At 38.8% G+C, this 20657-nt stretch carries 16 protein-coding genes, 1 tRNA gene, 1 other RNA gene and 1 pseudogene; 1 reads left to right on the forward strand and 18 read right to left on the reverse strand.

Annotated elements, in window-relative coordinates:
* Positions 1-4: 4 nt before the first annotated feature.
* The 18 genes and pseudogenes from recO to nhaA form a co-directional block, all read right to left on the reverse strand.
* Positions 5-742, reverse strand: a complete 738-nt coding sequence (recO, locus tag FHK89_RS12010) for a DNA repair protein RecO (protein ID WP_230660706.1) — start codon at positions 740-742, stop codon at positions 5-7.
* Positions 743-821: 79 nt separating this feature from the next.
* Positions 822-1841, reverse strand: a complete 1020-nt coding sequence (gene era / locus FHK89_RS12015; RefSeq protein ID WP_230660709.1) for a GTPase Era — start codon at positions 1839-1841, stop codon at positions 822-824.
* Between the two features lie 117 nt (positions 1842-1958).
* Positions 1959-2669, reverse strand: coding sequence for a ribonuclease III (gene rnc, locus FHK89_RS12020; protein WP_230660938.1), 711 nt, complete (start codon positions 2667-2669; stop codon positions 1959-1961).
* 162 nt (positions 2670-2831) lie between these two features.
* Positions 2832-3263: a DUF4845 domain-containing protein gene (locus FHK89_RS12025; RefSeq protein ID WP_230660712.1), complete on the reverse strand. Its 432-nt coding sequence runs from the start codon at positions 3261-3263 to the stop codon at positions 2832-2834.
* Positions 3264-3426: 163 nt separating this feature from the next.
* Positions 3427-4437: a signal peptidase I gene (gene lepB, locus FHK89_RS12030; RefSeq protein ID WP_230660940.1), complete on the reverse strand. Its 1011-nt coding sequence runs from the start codon at positions 4435-4437 to the stop codon at positions 3427-3429.
* Between the two features lie 6 nt (positions 4438-4443).
* A pseudogene (locus tag FHK89_RS12035) lies at positions 4444-4539 on the reverse strand (signal peptidase I); the annotation flags it as partial.
* Positions 4540-4548: 9 nt separating this feature from the next.
* A complete protein-coding gene (lepA, locus tag FHK89_RS12040) occupies positions 4549-6351 on the reverse strand; it encodes a translation elongation factor 4 (protein ID WP_230660716.1) in 1803 nt (600 codons plus the stop codon).
* A gap of 286 nt (positions 6352-6637) precedes the next feature.
* Positions 6638-7837 (reverse strand): capsule biosynthesis protein, encoded by a 1200-nt coding sequence (locus tag FHK89_RS12045; protein ID WP_230660719.1) that lies wholly within the window; start codon positions 7835-7837, stop codon positions 6638-6640.
* A gap of 260 nt (positions 7838-8097) precedes the next feature.
* A complete protein-coding gene (locus FHK89_RS12050) occupies positions 8098-10464 on the reverse strand; it encodes a capsular polysaccharide biosynthesis protein (protein ID WP_230660722.1) in 2367 nt (788 codons plus the stop codon).
* Positions 10465-10515: 51 nt separating this feature from the next.
* The gene (locus tag FHK89_RS12055; RefSeq protein ID WP_230660726.1) at positions 10516-12336 is read right to left on the reverse strand and encodes a polysaccharide biosynthesis/export family protein; all 1821 of its coding nucleotides are present in this window, start codon (positions 12334-12336) and stop codon (positions 10516-10518) included.
* Between the two features lie 283 nt (positions 12337-12619).
* Positions 12620-13726, reverse strand: a complete 1107-nt coding sequence (locus FHK89_RS12060) for a capsule biosynthesis protein (RefSeq protein ID WP_230660729.1) — start codon at positions 13724-13726, stop codon at positions 12620-12622.
* Positions 13704-14375 (reverse strand): ABC transporter ATP-binding protein, encoded by a 672-nt coding sequence (locus tag FHK89_RS12065; RefSeq protein ID WP_230660732.1) that lies wholly within the window; start codon positions 14373-14375, stop codon positions 13704-13706. The genes FHK89_RS12060 and FHK89_RS12065 overlap by 23 nt, the downstream gene beginning before the upstream one ends.
* Positions 14376-14411: 36 nt before the next feature.
* Complete coding sequence (locus FHK89_RS12070; protein ID WP_230660735.1) at positions 14412-15224, reverse strand: ABC transporter permease; 813 nt, start codon at positions 15222-15224, stop codon at positions 14412-14414.
* A gap of 214 nt (positions 15225-15438) precedes the next feature.
* A tRNA-Met gene (locus FHK89_RS12075) sits at positions 15439-15515 on the reverse strand.
* 125 nt (positions 15516-15640) lie between these two features.
* Positions 15641-16001, reverse strand: an RNA gene (rnpB, locus tag FHK89_RS12080) — RNase P RNA component class A.
* A gap of 113 nt (positions 16002-16114) precedes the next feature.
* On the reverse strand, positions 16115-17443 hold the full coding sequence (locus FHK89_RS12085; RefSeq protein ID WP_230660738.1) for an oxygenase MpaB family protein: 1329 nt from the start codon (positions 17441-17443) through the stop codon (positions 16115-16117).
* Entirely contained in the window at positions 17433-18017 is a 585-nt protein-coding gene (locus FHK89_RS12090) for a DUF2799 domain-containing protein (RefSeq protein WP_230660741.1), read from the reverse strand. The genes FHK89_RS12085 and FHK89_RS12090 overlap by 11 nt, the downstream gene beginning before the upstream one ends.
* A 155-nt stretch (positions 18018-18172) precedes the next feature.
* Positions 18173-19375 (reverse strand): Na+/H+ antiporter NhaA, encoded by a 1203-nt coding sequence (nhaA, locus tag FHK89_RS12095; RefSeq protein ID WP_230660744.1) that lies wholly within the window; start codon positions 19373-19375, stop codon positions 18173-18175.
* Positions 19376-19831: 456 nt separating this feature from the next.
* Between nhaA and FHK89_RS12100 the strand changes: the two genes are divergently transcribed.
* Positions 19832-20587: a TSUP family transporter gene (locus tag FHK89_RS12100; protein ID WP_230660747.1), complete on the forward strand. Its 756-nt coding sequence runs from the start codon at positions 19832-19834 to the stop codon at positions 20585-20587.
* The last annotated feature ends 70 nt before the right edge of the window (positions 20588-20657 follow it).

The raw sequence follows: 20657 nt of genomic DNA on the forward strand, positions 1-20657 counted from the left end.
CTGATTAATTTTGATATTTAGCAAACTGTTGCCATAATATACGGCTTTGTAGTGGTTGATAATCGAATAAATAATCGATAAGCTGTCGATGCAAAACACCCCACTGCCAGACTAACTCTGCTTTAATCCCTTGCTGCATGGCAATAATATCGCTACCAATAAGTATGTGTTTATATTGCGATGCATCATTGTTTTTTGATTGATTATAGAAGTTATAAGCGTTGTTTATTTTTGTGTTAGCTATATTAACGAAACCTGCTTGTGGGTCAAAGACATAACTCAAATTTGTAGAAATTAGTTCTCCCTCGGTATCTTGAAAAAAATCAATTGCAAAACCAAGTTCTGTAAACAGACATTGCTCATAATGGCGTAATGCCAAACGCAGTGCAATGTCATCAAGTGGCTCTCTTAATAGATCAAGTGTTGTCTCATAGGTTTGATACAATAATGATTGCTGATCTTCAATGGCTAATAATTGCAAAGTCAGCTCATTAATATATAAACCTGCATATTGGTTTTGTCCTACTAAAGAGGTAACCAAGTTAGATATATTGATCTGTTGCAGCGTCTTTAATGCATTTTTCCCAGATGCAAACATTTGTAGTGGTACAAAAAGTGGTGCACCTTTTTTACCAATACCATGTATCACACCATATTGCTGGGTAAAAATATAATAAATGGCACGCTTTTCTTGATAAGGACGATGATGCAGTATATAGCCTGTTAAAGCTTCATTACGCATTATGCATCACCTGTTTGATTTAGACAAAATCCATTTTATATAAACAAATTATCAATAGTATAGATTGTTATCTATTTAATTAATAACCCAAACTACTGAGTGCTCGCTCATCATCTGACCAGCCACGTTTCACTTTCACCCACAAAGTTAGCATTACTTTTTTATCAAACAATTGCTCCATATCTTGACGAGCATCCATACCCACTTGTTTAATACGCTGACCCTTATCACCAATAATAATTGCTTTTTGACCACTACGCTCAACAAAAATCGTCGCATCAATAAAGGTACAAGCCTTTCGCTTACGCCCAGTTTTTGGATCAATGTGTGCAGGCTCATCTTTAAACTCATCAATTTGTACTGTTAAATCATAAGGGACTTCATCGCCTGCTTGACGCATGATTTTTTCACGAATTATCTCACTTGCTAAAAAGCGTTCGCTACGATCAGTAATTTGCTCAACATCATAAATAGGTTCACCAACTGGCAGATGTGATTCTATCACCTCTTTTAATCGATCCAAATTTTGGTTTTTTAATGCAGATACAGGAACAATATCAGCAAAATCAAAACTCTCATGAAACTCTTCAATTAATGGTAATAAACTGCCTTTATCTTTTATAGTATCTGCTTTATTAATCACCAAGACCACGGGTAAATCTGTCTGTCCAATCTTCTCTAAAGTTAATAAATCATCTTCACGCCATTGGTCAGAATCCACCACAAACAATACCAGATCCACATCCACCAAAGCAGAAGCTGCTGCTTTATTCATACGCTCATTAATCATACGCACTTCATTCGCATGAATACCAGGGGTATCAACAAATACTGCTTGCATATTTGCTGTAGTTAATATGCCATGAATACGATGACGCGTGGTTTGGGGCTTACGTGAAGTAATAGACAGCTTTTGTCCAAGCAGATGATTCATTAATGTTGATTTACCCACATTAGGACGACCTACTATTGCTACATAGCCTGACTTAAAATCTTTAGCTAAATCTGACTGTGCCTCATTAGCAAAAAAATCACTAATAGCCTGCTCTGAATGATCGACTGGAGTTGACTCTGGTCCACTGTCATTAGTATTATTCATTGATATTGTCTCAATATTAAGTATCATTATTGGTATTTGTATTATTGTGTACTTGCAAATTATCTTTTAGCATATAAATTCAGTTTAGGATAATGAACAAGCGGAGTATATGACAAACTATAGCTTATTTAATTGATTAATCATTATCTCTGCTGTTTTTTGCTCAGCAATACGCCGACTCTCGCCCGATGCAATCACATCAGGGCAATTATCCAATGCTACCTGACACGAAACAACAAATATTTGATTGGGTGCATTGCCCTGAGTTTCTAAAAGCTCATAAACAGGTAGTGGAATTTGCTTACCTTGCAACCACTCTTGCAGTCGACTTTTGGCATCTTTTAATACTTGCGTATCATTGACATTATCAATCAATGGTGCAAACCAGCATAATACACAAAATTTCACGGTTTCGATGCACTGGCTATCGAGATAAATTGCGCCAATTAGAGATTCTACTGTATCAGCCAATATGGATGCCCGCTGCCGTCCACCGCCTTTACGCTCACCCACACCCAATATGAGATGATTACTCAAAGATAGTTGCTTGGCAACGATTGCCAAAGACTCTTGACGCACCAAAGTTGCCCGCATACGCGTCAAGCGACCTTCATTTTGATTAGGGTATTGGAAATACAATGCTTCTGCAATAATCATCCCCAATAATGCATCACCTAAAAACTCTAGTCGCTCATAGTTCTTCTTACTATCAAATGAGCGATGCGTTAAAGCTAGCTTAGGTAACGCCTTATCCTTAAAAACATAACCCAAACTTTGTGATAACACCGTTAGGCTGTGATCAAAGTCATAAAAAGACTGACTTGGCATGGCTTTTGGTGATATTTTGTGTATTGACATATAAAACAACTTTTTATTAATAGAGACAATTAACACAAGAAAAAAATATTAATAGCCTCTTAAAAATAGTCTCTTAAAAAATCCGACTTACTATACCTTGTGGTAAATTTATAGTAGGTAGACTATATACTATCACTCAGCATCTGCCATGGTAATGTCTTTCTCAAAACGATTGACAATATCAACATTGCCAAAAAAATTATTGACGACTTCATACTTTGTATGTACTGCCAAATTTCCTTTTTGCTCATTAGTAAACCTCAACATATCTTCAGGTTTACTACTGTAATCCGCATTTAGACTAAGCTGCTGCGATAAATTACTCATAAACTCTTTGGGGGACTCATTGTCATTATTGGCTTTTTTTAACTCTTGCGCCACTGTTTTTTCAAACTGATAGTTACCCACTTGTGCCGGAAGAATGGCAACAGCAAGCTTTAAAAAAATACCAATGGTGAGTATGATAAAGACAACCCCACTGACACTTGCTCCACGTTGAGAGTTTACTAAGCTCGATGCTAATGAGCCAATTACTGGTTTTGAGTCATGGTTGTGAGTTAGCATAACATTTCCTCTTAATATTCTTTCATCTAATAAATATAATAATTTTTTAATCTTTATTAGGGTCTGTTGAACATTTGTAGGTTTTAGCCTGATGGGGTGAAATTTTAACAAACCCTAGGCTTGATCCTATAAGCATTCAACGAGACACACGATAAGATAGCAGTTAATCAATAGTACCATTGCGTGAAAAAGTTGGCATATTTAATAACCCAGGTTTTTTATGCATCCAAATATAGACCGCTTTTCCTGCCAAATTTTCATCAGGTACAAAGCCCCAAAACCGTCCATCTGCACTACGATCAGAGTTATCACCTAAAACAAAATATTCTCCTTGCGGCACAGTGACTTCCCAATCACTATTATGATTAATACTCTTGCCTAAAAAAGGGGAGTAGTCATTAGATAGGGCTGGTGGAGATAAATAACGTCTAAGATAGGTATGCTTACCTAACTGTTGTTGATAATAACTGGCATACTGCTCTTCTATTTCTCCTTTTTGTTGTGCATCTACAGGAGATAATCGCCACTCTCTATTGGCATTAGACCTATCTTTTTCTGGTGTATATAATTGCTCAGTTAAAGAATTATCTGGATGATAGTCAATCTTTTCTGTCTCTACTATATTCCCATTTACAGATAACTGACCATTGTGATTGCTAACTGTATCACCAGGTAGCCCAATAATACGTTTAATATAATAAATCTTAGGATTTTGTGGATAACGAAAAACTGCCACATCTCCATGCTTTGGACTACCAGTATCTAGTATTTTAGTGTAAGTAAGTGGCAATCGAATACCATAATCAAATTTATTAACCGCAACAAAATCACCTGTATATAAACTTGGTACCATTGATGATGATGGGATATTAAATGGCTCTATAATAAATGAACGTACAATCAATACCACAGCAAGTATGGGAAAAAAATCATACGCCCAACTGATCAAAAAATGTTCTTGTTTTGTTTGTTGTGGATGACTAACCACATAAACATGGCGCTTAGCATCACGGTATTCACGCTGAGCTTGCTTTACTGCAACAGGGGCATCTTCTATGACTACTTTATCAATATCATCATAACTAATATGATGCTCGGTTAAACTTTGCTCAAAAGTAGATTGATGACGCTCTAAGGCTGCCTGTGCATCTTTAATTGCTTGAGAGTCCACCACTCGCCCACTGGCATGCTGCTTTAGCCACAACTTATCTAATAACCAGATAACCCCTAATATCAGCGTTACTGGTACTAAAATTAAATTAAAATCAAAATCCATATGCCAGCCTTACTGGTTATCAACTTGCAATACTGCTAAAAATGCTTCTTGTGGAATCTCAACACTGCCTACTTGCTTCATACGTTTTTTGCCTTCTTTTTGCTTAGACAGTAGTTTTTTCTTGCGCGACACATCACCCCCATAACACTTCGCCAATACATCTTTACGCATCGCCTTTACTGTACTACGGGCAATAATTTGACTGCCAATCGCAGCTTGAATTGCCACATCAAACATTTGCCGAGGTATCAATTCTTTCATTTTTTCAACCAACTGATTGCCTCGATAGCGGGCTTGATCTTGATGACAAATCATGGCTAATGCGTCTACTTTATCACCATTGATAAGTACATCTACTTTTACCAATCTATCCACTTTATAACAATCAAAATTATAATCAAGTGAAGCAAAGCCTCGAGACACAGATTTTAGGCGATCAAAAAAGTCCATCACCACCTCACCCATGGGAATATCAAAAACTAGCTGTACTTGCTTACCCATAAAGCGCATATCAACTTGTACCCCACGACGTTCAATACAAAGCGTCATCACATTACCCAAATAATCTTGTGGTACAAGTATATGACAGCGTGCAATTGGCTCACGAAATTCATCAATATTACCTGCATCAGGCAGCCGTGATGGGTTATCCACTTGAATCACTTCACCATCTTTTTTCTTAATTTGGTAAATCACCGAGGGTGCAGTGGTGATTAAATCAAGATCATACTCTCGCTCTAAACGCTCTTGAATGATTTCCATGTGTAGCATACCCAAAAAGCCACAGCGGAAACCAAACCCCAATGCATCTGAGGTATCTGGCTCAAAAAATAATGCCGCATCATTGATTTGTAGCTTTTGTAGTGCTTCACGAAATTTTTCAAAATCACTGGAGTCAACTGGAAATAACCCTGCATACACCTGTGGAGTTATTTGTTTAAAACCTGGAATACGATCAACATCTGGTGTTTTGGCATGAGTGATGGTATCACCTACCGGCGCGCCTTGAATGTCTTTAATCCCCGCAATGACAAAGCCAACTTCACCCGCTTCAAGCACTTCCGTTTCTAATGGTTTAGGAGTAAATACGCCCGTTGAGGAAACAAGATGCGACTCTTTGGTCGATTTAATAAAGATTTTGTCATTTTTACGCAACGTACCTTGACGTACCCGTACCAAAGACACCACACCCAAATAGTTATCAAACCACGAATCAATAATTAATGCCTGTAGTGGGGCATCACGATCACCAATTGGTGCAGGAATACGCTCTACCAATACCTGCAAAAGCTCATCAACACCTAAACCTGACTTAGCGGATACTCGGGGCGCATCTATTGCTTCGATACCAATGATATCCTCAATTTCTTGAATAACTCGCTCAGGCTCTACCTGAGGTAAATCAATTTTATTGAGGACAGGCAAAACCTCCAGTCCTTGATCCACGGCGGTATAGCAGTTTGCTACTGACTGCGCCTCCACACCTTGAGCGGCATCAACAACTAACAATGCGCCCTCACAAGCAGCAAGTGAACGAGATACCTCATAAGAGAAGTCAACATGTCCAGGTGTGTCAATAAAGTTAAGCTGATAACGCTCACCATTCGGATGATCATAGTACAACGTCACAGATTGCGCTTTGATGGTAATACCACGCTCACGCTCAATGTCCATTGAATCTAGGACTTGTGCTTGCATCTCCCTATCTTGCAAAGCACCACACGTTTGGATAAAACGATCCGCCAAGGTAGATTTGCCATGATCAATATGGGCAATGATAGAAAAATTTCGAATATTTGCTAATGCGGTCACGTATACCTACTGCTTCATTATTAATTAAAAGTGGAGTAATAAAATATTGTAAATATTATTTTGAAACTCATTTATATTTTGTTGGTTTTTAATCACTGTATCACTGACTGTATGATTGATAGTCAAATGATTAAATGAGACTTGATTTTTATTGCTGTAGAGCAATACTACCTTATTCTATCAGTTTTCATCATAAGCAACGATAAAAAAGGTAATATCTTCTTCTAACAGAACAGCTTATATACTATAGTCTCTAAACTAAAACTTCTCTAAGCTAAAGTCCATCTTATCTTTTTGTGACTAAATATTTTTTCATCCACGGAGAGCGCCCATAAAATGAACCATTTAGCTGCGTTTGTTCAATTAAAAACTCACGAAATTTTCCATAAAACTCATGATCAGGTAATTGTGGCTGTTGCCAAAACTCAGCCAATGGCTTAGGATCAGCAAGTTTTGCAATATTATAAATAGCCCGCCCCATCACTTTGGTTGGTTTTTTATGGTAAATCGATTGCAACCCTGTGGTACTGTTAACTGTCACCATACCTATACTATGTTTAATTAAAGTTGGCAAATGCATATCACAACCATAAAATACACGCTTTTCAACACCCTGTTGTACAGCCAGCTGCTGAATCAGTCTAGTATAGTTTCGATGTCCACGATCTAAAGGATGATGCTTAAACACCAATAGCTGATTTGGCTTCGCATACTGAGCAAAACTTGTGATCACCTCAGTAATAAAATCAGTAATATCATCATAATTACTGTGGTGCGTAATCTGTGAGTCATTATGTACTTGTAAGCTCACTAAAAAATATTGCTGATCATATATTTCTACTAACTTTTTTTGCAACTGTTTGTCAGGAATATAACCTATTAACTTGCGCCAAGGTGCTTTGAGCCAAGCACCCGCTTCTTCCCAAGCATTAAGCCCTCGATAATGCTGATAATGTGGATAGCGATAGCGGTATATACGGCAAATAATATAATACACCGTCGCGGCTATACTCAATCGATAAAAACGATTATGGGTATATAAAGGTCGATCATTAGCTGTGGCTAGCTGCTGAATATCAGAGGTATCTAAACGAGAGTAACCATTAATGCCATGCTCTTGTAAGGTAATATAATCAGGACGTAAATACCCCTCTTCAAAAACAAAAAAAGAAAGGCCTAGTGACTCGCATATTTGAGCTGCTATTGCATGATGTGGACGACAATCACCAAAACAAACCACAGCATCTATCTGTTTGCTTGTAATCAGCTCAGATAACCAAGGTGAAAATGCACTCAGGGTATCCTGATAATTATAAGCTTTGGCATGACGATAAAAAAAAGCATCACCTGCATTAAAGTTCACTTTACTAACCTGTATCCCACACTGCATTAGAAACTCAGCAAAGCGATGAAAAAAAGTACCCATTTTACCTTGGAGTAACAACACATGCCGATGTGTAAGCAGACGTTGCATAGAAGCTGCCATAAATGAGGATACCACCATAATTACAAATAATAAAAGCACACCTGTTAGCAATCTGCTATCTAAGTGTGTATATCTAAAAAAATTTATTTAAATGAATAATTTAGTAATTCACACTGATCAAATATAAATCTATATCTATCTAAAATACAACGCTTCAGTATATCAGTGTCTATATTATCTTTTTCATACTTTTCAATATTGTTTATCACTTGAATATTGTTTATCACTTGACTTAACTGTTTTACTCACCACCTAAACAATTAAACAAACAACTTATATACACTTAACCAATGTTTACGTATCTGCATAAATCGTTGATTTAGAATATTTTTTGCGTTTTGCACAGGAATAGACTCGGGCTGATTATATAGATAATCTATGATTTGCTCAACTTGAGCCAATCCATGCCCTTTTGGAAGGTGATATAGAGGATAACGTATCAAAGCACAGTAAATCATCTGTTGCAAGGTTAATTGTGTTGTCCGTTGCCGCCGTAACAGAAAATTTGCTTTTGGTAATAGCTCACAGTCTTTATCTTCAGTGAGCCCCCAACCTGCATAAAATGGCAAACCATAACACACCACTTTTTTACCGCGTAATAAAGCTTCAAAACCTGTTAAAGAGCTGATGGTATGTACTGTATCTACCACAGACAAGCACTCTGCAATGGCAGTATCATAGGCAATGTGATCTACCAATGTCAAAATACGCTGATTCACTCTACCTATACGCAGCCCTGCTTCAACATCAGGATGTGGTTTATATATTAAATAAGCCTTAGGATGATCTGCACGCACTCGCTGAATCAGTTGTGCATTACTACAAATTAATGAACCACAATACTGTACTGACAAATCATCTTCAACTTGTCCAATAATAAGACAAACCTCTTGTAAAGAAGATTGAGTTGTTATGGGTATTGATAAGCTATTGTGCTTACCGACATTATATTTACTCACCTGTCGCTCTAATAATAACTGATGTAAATGGCTCACTCGCTGCTGTTCAGCCTGCGTTAATGAGGCACACTGTCGCAACATATCCTCTAAATCAGAAGGACGTGTGGCATCATAATAAATACCTTGTTTATCTATCACCACCGATAATGGTTCAAGTAATGTTGCACCCAGCCCATTAGAACGAATAAAGCCATCTTCCATACACCATATATTGGCAGTGGCAGTATCCACTTTATTATCTTTACATCTCTTTTCTAATTGCAGCCGTTTTGCTAATCCCCAAACCAATAGGTCTTGTTGATAGTCCACCATAAAATGTTTTGGATGCAGCAAGTTTTTTAATCTTGGTTTTGGCTTGATTGACAAAGATCCAACAGCAGGCGTCAAAAAATCTCGCACAAAAGGCAACTTCCAACGACTAAATTCATAAATAGTTAAAAAATCTGGCAGCCGCTGCGACGCATCTCGATTAGTCACTAACCACTGCATACTTTGCTCAATGGCACAAGACTGTTTTGCAGCAGGATCAGCATAATGGCTATAATCAATATAGGCTGCATAAAATAACTGCTCAAGCGTGGCTGATATATAGCTAATATTTTTTGTATAAGAGCACAGATTTACAACAGGCAGTAAAGATTGCAGCGCAGTCAGTACTTTATTTTTTACAAATCTATTGCCTGTCTTTTGTGTATCCACTCTGCTTAAATCTAAACTTGATACTGACTGCATACGCCGCTGTTTGACCTGCTGCAATAGACGCTGTGGGGCATATTGATCATCCGTTAGTCCCCAGCCACTATACCACGCTACACCAAAACAGTGTACTTTTATACCCAACATCAAGGCTTCAAAACCCATGTGTGAGCTCACTGTATATACGTGTGCCATTTGTTGTAACAGTAAAATTGGATTAACAGCACACTCAATAATATGGATACGTTGACGCTGTTTATTAGACAATTTGCTTAATACTTTATCTGTTGTCAAATAGCCTGCTTTTGCTGCTGGATGTGCTTTAATATAAATATCAGCATCTAGATGATTGCGACAAGCTTGTTTAAGCATTGATAAAAACTGTTTTTGACTCGCTCCAGCACCTTTAACAGATTCATCTCCAAGTACTTGATCAATAACAAGCACCTTATTCTTATGCTCACCTGTCGTTGGTAGCTTGGCTAATGTTTGAGGAGTTTTATTATATTTTGAGAGATGGTGTTTGGTAATGGTATGGATACAAGAAACAGCTCGCTGCTGCATATTGGCAGACCAATCATTCTTTGCATGTAAAATGTACTGTTCTAAAGTAGACACATCAGTGGCATCAAAATAGATACCAACAGCATCTATCACCACACTACAACCAAAACGGCTATGGATACCTGCATCAAGTGAGCGCAAAAAACCATCTTCTACACTAATGGCAGGTTTATTTAATCTGTCAGCAGTGCGATAAGCGCGTTGATAGCTTTTTTTATGTCCCCATCCTGCAAACTGCTTGACCTGATACCGTTGTTGTTTACTCAACAGATACCACGGATACCAACGTTTGACAGGTTGATTTAGTAAGGCTGTCAATAAAGCATTATTACGCAGCATACCTCGCCCTAATACCGCAGTATAAGGCAGTTTTTTTGTGGCTGATTGCTTATTGTGCAAGTGGCTCATATTGGGTAATTTGCTTATTTATTTAACAGATATTAATATTAATTGATGCACTTATAAGCTTAAAACAACTTTTGCTGCTACAGCAAGTTGATATACAATCTGACTGATACCACGAGCAATTTCAACACGTTTGGTTTTCACTTCTGGTAATACCATGATTTCATCACCCTGCTGAATACGATAAGCCGTATTCACCACCACACTCTCGCCATTTTGATGGATAACCAATATTTCTTTAACATCGGCATTGTCATCAAATCCACCTGATTTGGCAATATAGTCTCCAACCGTCATGGTTGGATTGTACGTTAACGCACCCTGAGCACGTACTTGTCCATTGACTGTGATGACAGATGTCTGCTCAGGAATTTCAATCACATCTCCTTGCTGTAAGATCACGTCCTGCCAAGAGTCGGCAACCACAACAATCTGACCTGTTGGCTCAACATTACGTGCTTTGGCAATAAATTGCTTAATAAGCTGTGCATCATCTTGTCTTAAAGCAGCTTCCTCACGAGTGGTTGATTGAGTGGCTAATGTCATCTCTTCTAAGCGATCTAATGACTTATCAATCATTCGTTTTTGCTGCTTAGCAACAGACTCTCGATAAATGGTTAAATGTGACAGGTTGGCCAGTGAGCTTGGTTGCAACTGTGCCACCACATCTTTTAATCTTGCCCCATAAGGCAAAATAACTGCCCCATTGCCAGTATGAGCCCCTTGTACCTGCACCGCAATCGAACCAGCATAACGATCTGAGGTGACCACAAGTTGATCACCATTATACACTGGCACACTTTGTGCCTCAGCAAGCGTATAATACTCACTGGTTTGTGATTTACCCGCACTACGAGTAATACTTACATTGGTTGCATCCGCTCTTGGATTGGCGACCGCCAACACATCACCAATGGTCAAATCAGGTACATCAAATTCAAATATATATTCGTTTTGCACTTGACCTGACACACTAAAGGTTTTCTTTTGAGGTGCAACCGTAATTACATCCCCATCTTCAAAATTAAAGGGGTAAAGTTTACCTGCTAATAAAAACTCATATAAATTGACTTGCTGCATCAAACGACCATTACGATTGATTTGAATATCAATATAACTGCCCCGCTCAGGATCTACGCCCCCGGCCCGATCCAAATAAGACAATACTGAGTCTGCTGCCAATCCACCATAATAACCTGGTTGGTTAACAAAGCCTGTCACAAATACCTTGACAGGTTGTGCTTCTTCTAATGACGCATAAACAAACACATTTGAGCGATAAATACGCTTTACGGCATCTGACACCACCTGCTGAAGTCGTCCATTTTTAATGCCTGAAACACGTAGAGGACCAATATTAGGTAAGAAAATATTACCTTCAGGATCAACAGTCATGGTCGCCGCATATTGATAAGCACCCCACATACGCACTTGGATATTATCACCAGGCTTAATGGTATAGCTGTTATTAAATGTCGAACCTGAAGTAGTGGCAAATGCTCCACGAAACAATTGCGCACCAAACATACGACTGTCTTCATCGGAATAAGAATAAGAATAGGGATAAGCAGAAGTCGCATGAATCACTGAGTTTGCAGATGAATTGACTGTATTAACAGCTTCACTCATAGACGCTTGCGCAGGTGACGATGCAAAAGCATTTGTAGCCACATTGGCAGTTTGCAGACTGCCATTATAATTATTGCTGCTATTATTACTATTACTATGATTGCTACTATAATTTGCTTGGGTACCAAAGCTGGAACCGGACATCTGGTTAGCATAGCTTGAAGCTGCCATAACTGCCCCATAGGGCAATGAGATGCCCATAACGGTACAAACAGTGACAACCAATAATCGTTGTTGACATTTCATGATTATGCTTCCCTTGATGTTGCTGTTCTATTGAATACTATATTCATATTTAAGGTCTTTAAAATAAATAGGAATCACTGCTAATTTCCTAAACATTTATTTAACTTAGTAATATCTATTTTTGGTGGTGTTCTAAAAAGTATGCTACCCCCTCCCTGATCCTCCCCCAAAAGTGGAAGGAACTGTTCCCCCTCCCATTAGGAGGCGGCTAGTGGGAGGGCAGAAACTATGGTAATTTATTAAAAATAACCACAGTATACTTTTTGAAACACTATCCTATTTTTTAACTACTATGGTCACGTATAACTGCCATGACTAAACGCACAAAGCCATAAAAAATTAATAGCAGTATGAATGAAGTAAAAATAATATAGACCCGGCGCGGATAGGTTGCTTGTTCTGCTTCATAAGGTGCGGCAATCACAATCAGATTTTTCATCTTACGCAATGCTTCAAGCCGTGCCTTTTCTAATGAAGATAAAGATAATTTGTATAACTCAGTCGCAAACTCCACATCTGCTTTCAGACTTTCAAACTGTACCGCTTGACGATTAAGCTTGGTGGTATTTGGTGATGTTAGTTTCTTTTGTTCATCTTGAATCTGACTTTCTACCGCTGTAATCTGACTACGTAACGACACCACTTGTGGCGCATCAGGGTTTAAGTAACTCAATAGCTGCCGCTCTTCGGTACGTAAACTAGATAACTGTGCTTGCAAACTACCAATAAGCTGATTGATTAGCTGCGCATTTGCTTGTGGATCATAAATTTCATTTTGATTTTGATAACTAAGCAATGCTTCTTTTGCACTATTTAATCGTGTTTGCGCATCATCTAATTGCTGATCTGCAAAAACCAATTGATCTTTGGCAATTTGCTGCGAAATACGATTAACAAACTGCTCTGACGCTGCCAGTATTTCTTTATTAAGCTGGTAAGCATACTCAGGGGTAAATCCTTCAGTAGTTACAGTTAATACATGTGTTTGCTCATCCAAACTGATATGTACCCGCTTTTTAAAGTACTTCAACAATTCTTCTTGAGACGCATCTGGAGCAATCTCATATAAGAGATCTTTACCATCAATATAATAAGCGCTGCGAAAATCAAACTTGTTATCCAACTGTTTAATCATATCATTGGATAAAATAAACTCGGTGAGATAATTGGCATCTTCCACACTGGTATTACTAACACCCAATAAAGCACCTAACCCGCCTGCTGCTGGTACATTGGCCTCACTAACTTGTTTAACCACCACATCAGAGGTGGTGACATAACGAGGATGCGCCAATACCATAACATAGAAAATAATTAACACCCACGGTATAATAACCAAACCGATAAATAGCGAGAAGTTAATGATCTTATTTTTTCGCTTTGTGGACATGCTCTTTATATACCTCAATCGCTTCTTTTGTATCATCAAACACATGTGCTGTTTGATCCATTAACACAATACCAATATCACAGTTGCGTTCAATATCACCCAAATTATGCGACACCATTAAAAATCCTGCTTGCTCACGCCGTGCCTCTAAAATAGCTTCACTACGCTTGCGAAATGCTGCATCACCAACTGCACCTGCCTCATCAAGCATATAATAATCAAAATCAAACGCCAAACTAAGCCCAAATGTTAACCGCGATTTCATACCCGAAGAATAGCTTTTCACTGGCATATCAAAATAGTTACCAATATCCGCAAATTCTTCGACAAAACGGATTTTCTCCTCAATATAATCGCCGCTAGAATAAAGCCTGCACACAAAACGCACATTTTGTCGACCCGTTAAACTACCCTGGAAACCACCAGCAACACCCACTGGCCAAGAGATGGTCGCGTCTGTGATAATCTCACCACTATCTGGTTCATCTAAGCCACAAATAATACGCAATAGTGTAGATTTACCTGCCCCATTACGTCCTAGTAATCCAACACTTTGCTTATCTTCAATCAACAAATTTAAATCTTTAAACAAATAATGGCGACCTCTTTTGGTCATAAACGATTTGGTAATGTGTCTAACTTCAATCACTGGCTTATCCAATACTAAATAATAAATGACTTGTGTCTACTTTGAACGAATCAAATCTTTTTCGACTGCCTTATACAGCAATAAACCAAAAAAATCGACAAATATCATCCATTTTAAAAAATAACCCATATCAATATGATAGGCGGGATAAGTCGGAGATAAAGCATGGCGAATCAGCTCTAAATTATGAATAAATGGGTTATATAATAAATAGCTTAAATAAGGCTCTGGCACCACATGAATAGAGTAAATTATTCCTGAAGCAAAATATAATACAGTAAAAATTAAGCTAACGACTTTACTAATCTCACCACCATAATGACCAATGACCATCATAATCAATGCCAGACCAAAACTAAATAAAAATAAAGTCACCCAACAAAATAATACAACATCAAGATGAGAGACACTTGGATAAATGTCAAAAAAACTTAGTGTACCTAAAAGTAAAACAAAGGTAAAAAAATAAATAATTAATTCTAAAAATGAACGAGCAATAATCACATCAATATGGCGTACTGCCCTATACATCAACAGACCTTGATTCGCCTCCACTGCACCCAATGAACGAATCGCAATGCGGCTTAGCATCTGATAAGGTACTAATCCAGCGACTAAAAATAATGAGTAATTAATTCCTGGCATAACCCGTGTCATTACTGTACCAAATATCACTAAATAGATGCCTACCTGAAAAATCACCTCTAATGGTGCCCACAGATAGCCCAAGCGATAACCACCAAATCGGGTTTGTAGCTCACGCATCAATAAGGCATGGAAGGCAGCTCCCATAACCTTAAGACCACTACGGTGCTTGACAGGACGGTAAGGAGGCAATTCTACAGACATAAGTATGGCTAACTTCACAAAAAATGGATTCTATAATAAGGGGGAGTAAATCAAGTTACAAGCTATTATGTAGGAAAATACGAAGAGATACCAGTGGGTAACTTTCTAGTAGTATAAAATCTATAGTCAAGGAATAGTATGCAAGATAGTAATAATCAATAAAAAAGCCAGCCACCCATGTATATAATTGGGTGACTGACTTTATTATAAAATATGGTGGCGATGAAGAGACTTGAACTCTTGACCTCACGATTATGAGTCGTGCGCTCTAACCAGCTGAGCTACATCGCCTTTTAAGGGTCGGTATTATGCCCAAGCTAGACAGATACGTCAACCCTAAATTGCATAAAATCCGCAAAATTTTATTTTTAACTTACTTGACAACCTTATTAGTAGTATAAAATGGCAGTAAAATATGAGCTGGTAAACCGATAAGCCGGGTTCTGTCGTGGACAATCATTCATCTAGGCGTACCGTTACCAGTACGCTCAAGCAACCTACCCGCACCGAACGCGGGCCGCGCCATACCGATGCCTATTTGGTCTTGCTACGTGTGGAGTTTACCTTGCCATGAACTGTTACCAGTCATGCGGTGCGCTCTTACCGCACCCTTTCACCCTTACCCTATCATCAAAGATGCTAAGGCGGTCTTCTCTCTGCTGCACTTGTCGTCGGGTTACCCCGCCCAGCGGTTAGCTGGCACACTGCCCTATGTAGCCCGGACTTTCCTCCCTCATATGATATACATCATATAACGGCGATCGCCTAGTCTACCAGCAGCACAGTATAACAAAAAATACAGACTACGGCATCTTATTTATGTGAATCCAAGTATAATTAATACTATCAAATTTACTATAAAAAAGTAGTAGCAAAAGAAATAAACACCATCAGCTTTGATAATATTTATCATGCTGCTTAAGCCACCAATTCATATTATCTTGGCGTTTACTGCGAAATACTGATAATTTATCGGCTGCCATCTGACTGTGTAATCTGGCACTGTCTAATCCAAACAATAAAGGCACACTGGCTAACACGCCAAATCGCCAGCGTGATTTCGGCAGTGACAAGCCATCACCAATATCATCACCGACCAAAGTACGGGTGACACTGGCATTGACCAACTCAACAAAACGACCACGACGATTGTCTTCTCCCATAATTTGGGTGGGTAAATCATGCAATGCCTGCGCCAATGGCTTGCCAAATTCAAAATCCAAATGCTGAATGGCAAGATAAGTATATAACCACTCCCAACATGCCTGCTCATTATCGGGAATACGCTGTAAGTCGATGCCTAGCCACCAACTGGCTAACTGCCACAAATGCAATATACCAGCCGCTTCCTCATCACTGATACGCGCCCCTAAAATTTTTAGCCCACGCATAATCAATAAAGAAAACTGCAAATGTGTTGCTACCATATCGGTTTGGTTAATTGGTATGCCCCAATAGGCAGTGTCCCAGCCATCTTTAAGTAGCTTTTGACGTACCATGGTATGAATTTGACGTACATTGATACTCTGTCGCCAACCTTCACTGCCCACTGCCAATACCTGATTCAAGCCATTCAACTCAGGATATTCTGACACCGCCAAAATATAGGCATAGGTACGCATAAGTCTTGGCAGTGCATCATGTACCAATGCACCTGTTTTAATCAACGGTAAAGACAGCGCAGGAATACTATATCCTGCCATCAATGCCACATTACGCAATAACCAAATCAGCATCAATGGATAACGACGATAAGCAATCGCTCCTATTTCAGCAAGTTTTGGCTCAAACCAATCAGGGTGCTGGCTAAACTGCTCAGTTAAGGTTAAAAACTCACTCGATTGGCTCAATTTTAAAGGTATTTTCGCAGTCTCATTATCTGTGTTATTGTCTGCATAGTTACTGTCTATTTGCGTCCCACCAGTATGAGAATGCAGGATATGAGCTTGTAAGGGTTTGGAAAAGCGGATATTTTGCGCCAATAAGTTATCAGTAATTGGGTCGCCAATGTCATAACCATCTGCCATTTGTGACAATAACTGCGGCGATATTTGAAAATCTTTGGGCAGCAGATATTTACGAATACGTTTAAGTACTTGTAGATTAGCATGCTCATCTACGCTGGTGGTGCGCCCATGTCGACGAAAACCTTCTTTAAAAAAATCACCTTTAAAAAAGCCATCTTTTTCATGCGAATAACTATTAATATCAATAGCCATATTGACGCTGCAAGCTATTTATCTGCTGTTGCAAATCTATGATACGCTGCTGCTCTATACGCATGGTCTCAGGCAAACTTAGCAGATAGTCTCGAGCTTCTTTTTCGGATTTAAACTCAAGATTATCCCCATCACGCAGCTTACGATACTGCTCTTGATGCTGCTCCAGCTCACGCTTTGTTTGTTGTAGTTGACTTTGCGCCTCATGATAGGCTCTACCATCAGCATTGATGCGTTGTAATAAGGGCGTCATATCAGCAGGACAAACAGCATTTAATGTATAACCACGTTTGCCCTTTTGATAGGCATTGTCTTTAGTACAATATTGTTTAAGACCTGCCTGCCGCCCTCGCTCCCATGCATGATAATTTGCCGCAACGCCTGTTTTTGCACATGCTTTATTATGGCTATTTAAACGTGCTGCACTGTATCCTGCTGCACCATCACTAAAACCAATGGCTTCCCAGTTGCCTGTCAGACATTCTTCTTTTGATAGGGTCGCACAACTACACAACATCATGGTCATTGTTAATAATGTGAGCTTGCTGTAATGCTCTGATAATCTTATTCTCATTTGACATCTTCCTTTGCACTGTTATTGTTGCTATTGATGGATATTGTTACTATTTTTACTTTTTTATAGTAGTTTTTCTATAATATACAATACACCTAATATCCTATCATAAACTAAGAATTCATCAACACCAGCAACTTAATTATGAGTTCAAATCAATGCAATTGTCTTAAATCTACAGCAGTCTCATCAGGTGTTTCTTTTAGTATGGCTTTTAATAATAAATAACCAGCCAATCCTGAAATAATTGACCCCATGATGATACCCAAACGCTCATCAAAATCAACGCTAATACCACCAAAGGCAAGTCCGCCGATAAACAAGCTCATGGTAAAGCCAACACCACATAACAACGCTGCCCCATACATTTGTTTATAATCCATACCTGTAGGCATTTTTGAAAGTCCCAACTGCAAAACCAGCCAACACATAAACATAATACCAATTTGTTTACCTAAGAATAATCCTGCGGCAATACCAAGTGGTACAGTGTGAAATAAGCTATCAAACCCCGCCCCTTGTAGCGAAATACCTGCATTGGCAAAGGCAAATAAAGGCAAAATACCAAAGGCAACCGTACCATGCAAATCATGCTCAAGCTCTTCTAAAGGGGAATGCTCTGGGTCTGTTTTATCATGCATGGGAATAAAAAATGCCAAAACCACCCCCGCTAGTGTCGCATGCACACCTGACTTTAACACCGCCACCCACATAATTAATCCAAACAATAAATAGGGAGTAATAGAGGTTACGTTACGCCGATTCAGTAGATATAAAAATGGCAAACACCCCCCTGCAATCATTAATGAAGTAAAGGATAACTGGCTAGTATAAAATAAGGCAATAATCAAAATTGCGCCAATGTCGTCAAAAATGGCAATTGATACCAAAAATACCTTTAATGAATTGGGTACTCGGCTGCCAAGCAAGCTTAAAATACCAATGGCAAAGGCAATATCAGTGGCAGCAGGAATCGCCCAACCTTGCATATAATCTGCATTGTTATGATTAAAGGCAATATAAATCATTGCAGGTACAATCATGCCCCCAATGGCAGCAGCGGCAGGCAATATAATTTGCTTTAAATTGGATAGCTCCCCAATAAGTACTTCACGTTTAAGCTCTAGTCCCACCAAAAAAAAGAACACCGCCATCAAACCATCATTAATCCAATGATGCGCATCTTTATTAATGTTTAAACTGCCAATTTGTACCACCACTGGTGCATGGATAAAGCCTGCGTACCACTGATGCAACGGAGAGTTTGCGACAATCATGGCAGCAAGGGCAGCCAGTGCTAATACAATTCCCCCTGCGGCATCAAACTCAAAAAACTGCTTTATCCGTCGTATTGACATCATCTCTCCTCAAAATGTTAGTAATAAAATACTGCTATTATAGTCAATTCAAGATAATACTGTTACAAAGGAAACGAGCAAAGGTGTACAAGTAGTACTGCCAGCGAGTTTGACTTTGTGCCAGTTTTGTATTGAGTCGACTATATTTTAGCAGGTGGTGACAAAATAGAAGTCACTACTATAATGAAAAACCCTCCGCAAAACCGTATCATTTTGCTAATTTGCGACCTTTTTGTCACACAATCACACCAATCCACAAACAGCATGGATATATATAAGGTTGTGCTACAATCACTATTCATTTAAATAACAATATTCACCTTATTCACACTGATTTTCATACTCCCTCACAGTCCCTAAAAATCCTGCTATTTGGTTTATTTACTGTGTACTAACATCATTTTTCTATCATTGAGATTGACCCAATTATTGCGATGACTATTTATTGAGATTACTATGGATATTTCACTGTCGTTTGAAGTTATTATGCTGCTTAGTGCCACGGCTGCCATTGCAGGATTTATTGATGCCATTGCGGGTGGTGGTGGTCTGCTGACCATTCCAGCCATGCTACTGGCGAATATTCCACCTGTTTTAACCCTTGGTACAAATAAACTGCAAGCCTGCTCAGGGGCATTTGCAGCCTCTATTACCATGATAAAAAAAGGCGTAGTAAAGCCCTCTAATATCAAGACTGCCATTATTGGTGCTTTTATTGGCTCAGTCATTGGCACCATTGCAGTACAGCTATCCCCTCCTGACCTACTTGAAAAGCTCATTCCTTTTTTGATTGCTGCCATTGGTATCTATACGTTATTTGCCCCCAGTCTTGGTGAAGTAGAAGCTGAACCTCGCATTAGTGAATCGTCATGGCAAAAAATCGTTGCGCCGATTATTGGCTTTTATGATGGTTATGTCGGCCCAGGTACCGGCATGTTTTTTGCGTTAGGTAATGTGGCACTACGAGGACGCCAGATTATTGCCGCAACAGGGGCAGCTAAAATATTAAACTTATCCACCAATATTGCTTCATTGATATTTTTTATTCTAGGCGGTAATGTACTTTGGAAGGTTGGACTAGCGATGATGGTTGGACAAGTCATCGGAGCTTATGCTGGCTCGCACATGGTTGTTAAAGGGGGTAGCAAAATTATACGTCCAGTTATTGTGTTGGTGTGTCTGGCAATGGTGACAAAATATGTGTTTGGTTAAAGCCTTATTCACCAAGTTATTCCAAATATAGTCAACGAACTTGATAACTGTTACGGTGTTAAGCTCGTTT

This window comes from Psychrobacter sp. I-STPA10 (assembly GCF_021012795.1).
Classification (GTDB): Bacteria; Pseudomonadota; Gammaproteobacteria; order Pseudomonadales; family Moraxellaceae; genus Psychrobacter.

Excerpts from the sequence above, each read along its gene's own strand:
- FHK89_RS12050 (WP_230660722.1), bottom strand. The coding sequence starts at position 10,464 with ATGAGCCACTTGCACAATAAGCAATCAGCCACAAAAAAACTGCCTTAT.
- era (WP_230660709.1), bottom strand. The coding sequence starts at position 1,841 with ATGAATAATACTAATGACAGTGGACCAGAGTCAACTCCAGTCGATCAT.
- nhaA (WP_230660744.1), bottom strand. The coding sequence starts at position 19,375 with ATGTCAATACGACGGATAAAGCAGTTTTTTGAGTTTGATGCCGCAGGG.
- FHK89_RS12100 (WP_230660747.1), top strand. The coding sequence starts at position 19,832 with ATGGATATTTCACTGTCGTTTGAAGTTATTATGCTGCTTAGTGCCACG.
- FHK89_RS12060 (WP_230660729.1), bottom strand. The coding sequence starts at position 13,726 with ATGTCCACAAAGCGAAAAAATAAGATCATTAACTTCTCGCTATTTATC.
- FHK89_RS12090 (WP_230660741.1), bottom strand. The coding sequence starts at position 18,017 with ATGAGAATAAGATTATCAGAGCATTACAGCAAGCTCACATTATTAACA.
- FHK89_RS12045 (WP_230660719.1), bottom strand. The coding sequence starts at position 7,837 with ATGGCAGCTTCTATGCAACGTCTGCTTACACATCGGCATGTGTTGTTA.
- FHK89_RS12055 (WP_230660726.1), bottom strand. The coding sequence starts at position 12,336 with ATGAAATGTCAACAACGATTATTGGTTGTCACTGTTTGTACCGTTATG.
- FHK89_RS12025 (WP_230660712.1), bottom strand. The coding sequence starts at position 3,263 with ATGCTAACTCACAACCATGACTCAAAACCAGTAATTGGCTCATTAGCA.
- rnc (WP_230660938.1), bottom strand. The coding sequence starts at position 2,669 with ATGCCAAGTCAGTCTTTTTATGACTTTGATCACAGCCTAACGGTGTTA.
- FHK89_RS12070 (WP_230660735.1), bottom strand. The coding sequence starts at position 15,224 with ATGTCTGTAGAATTGCCTCCTTACCGTCCTGTCAAGCACCGTAGTGGT.
- recO (WP_230660706.1), bottom strand. The coding sequence starts at position 742 with ATGCGTAATGAAGCTTTAACAGGCTATATACTGCATCATCGTCCTTAT.
- FHK89_RS12085 (WP_230660738.1), bottom strand. The coding sequence starts at position 17,443 with ATGGCTATTGATATTAATAGTTATTCGCATGAAAAAGATGGCTTTTTT.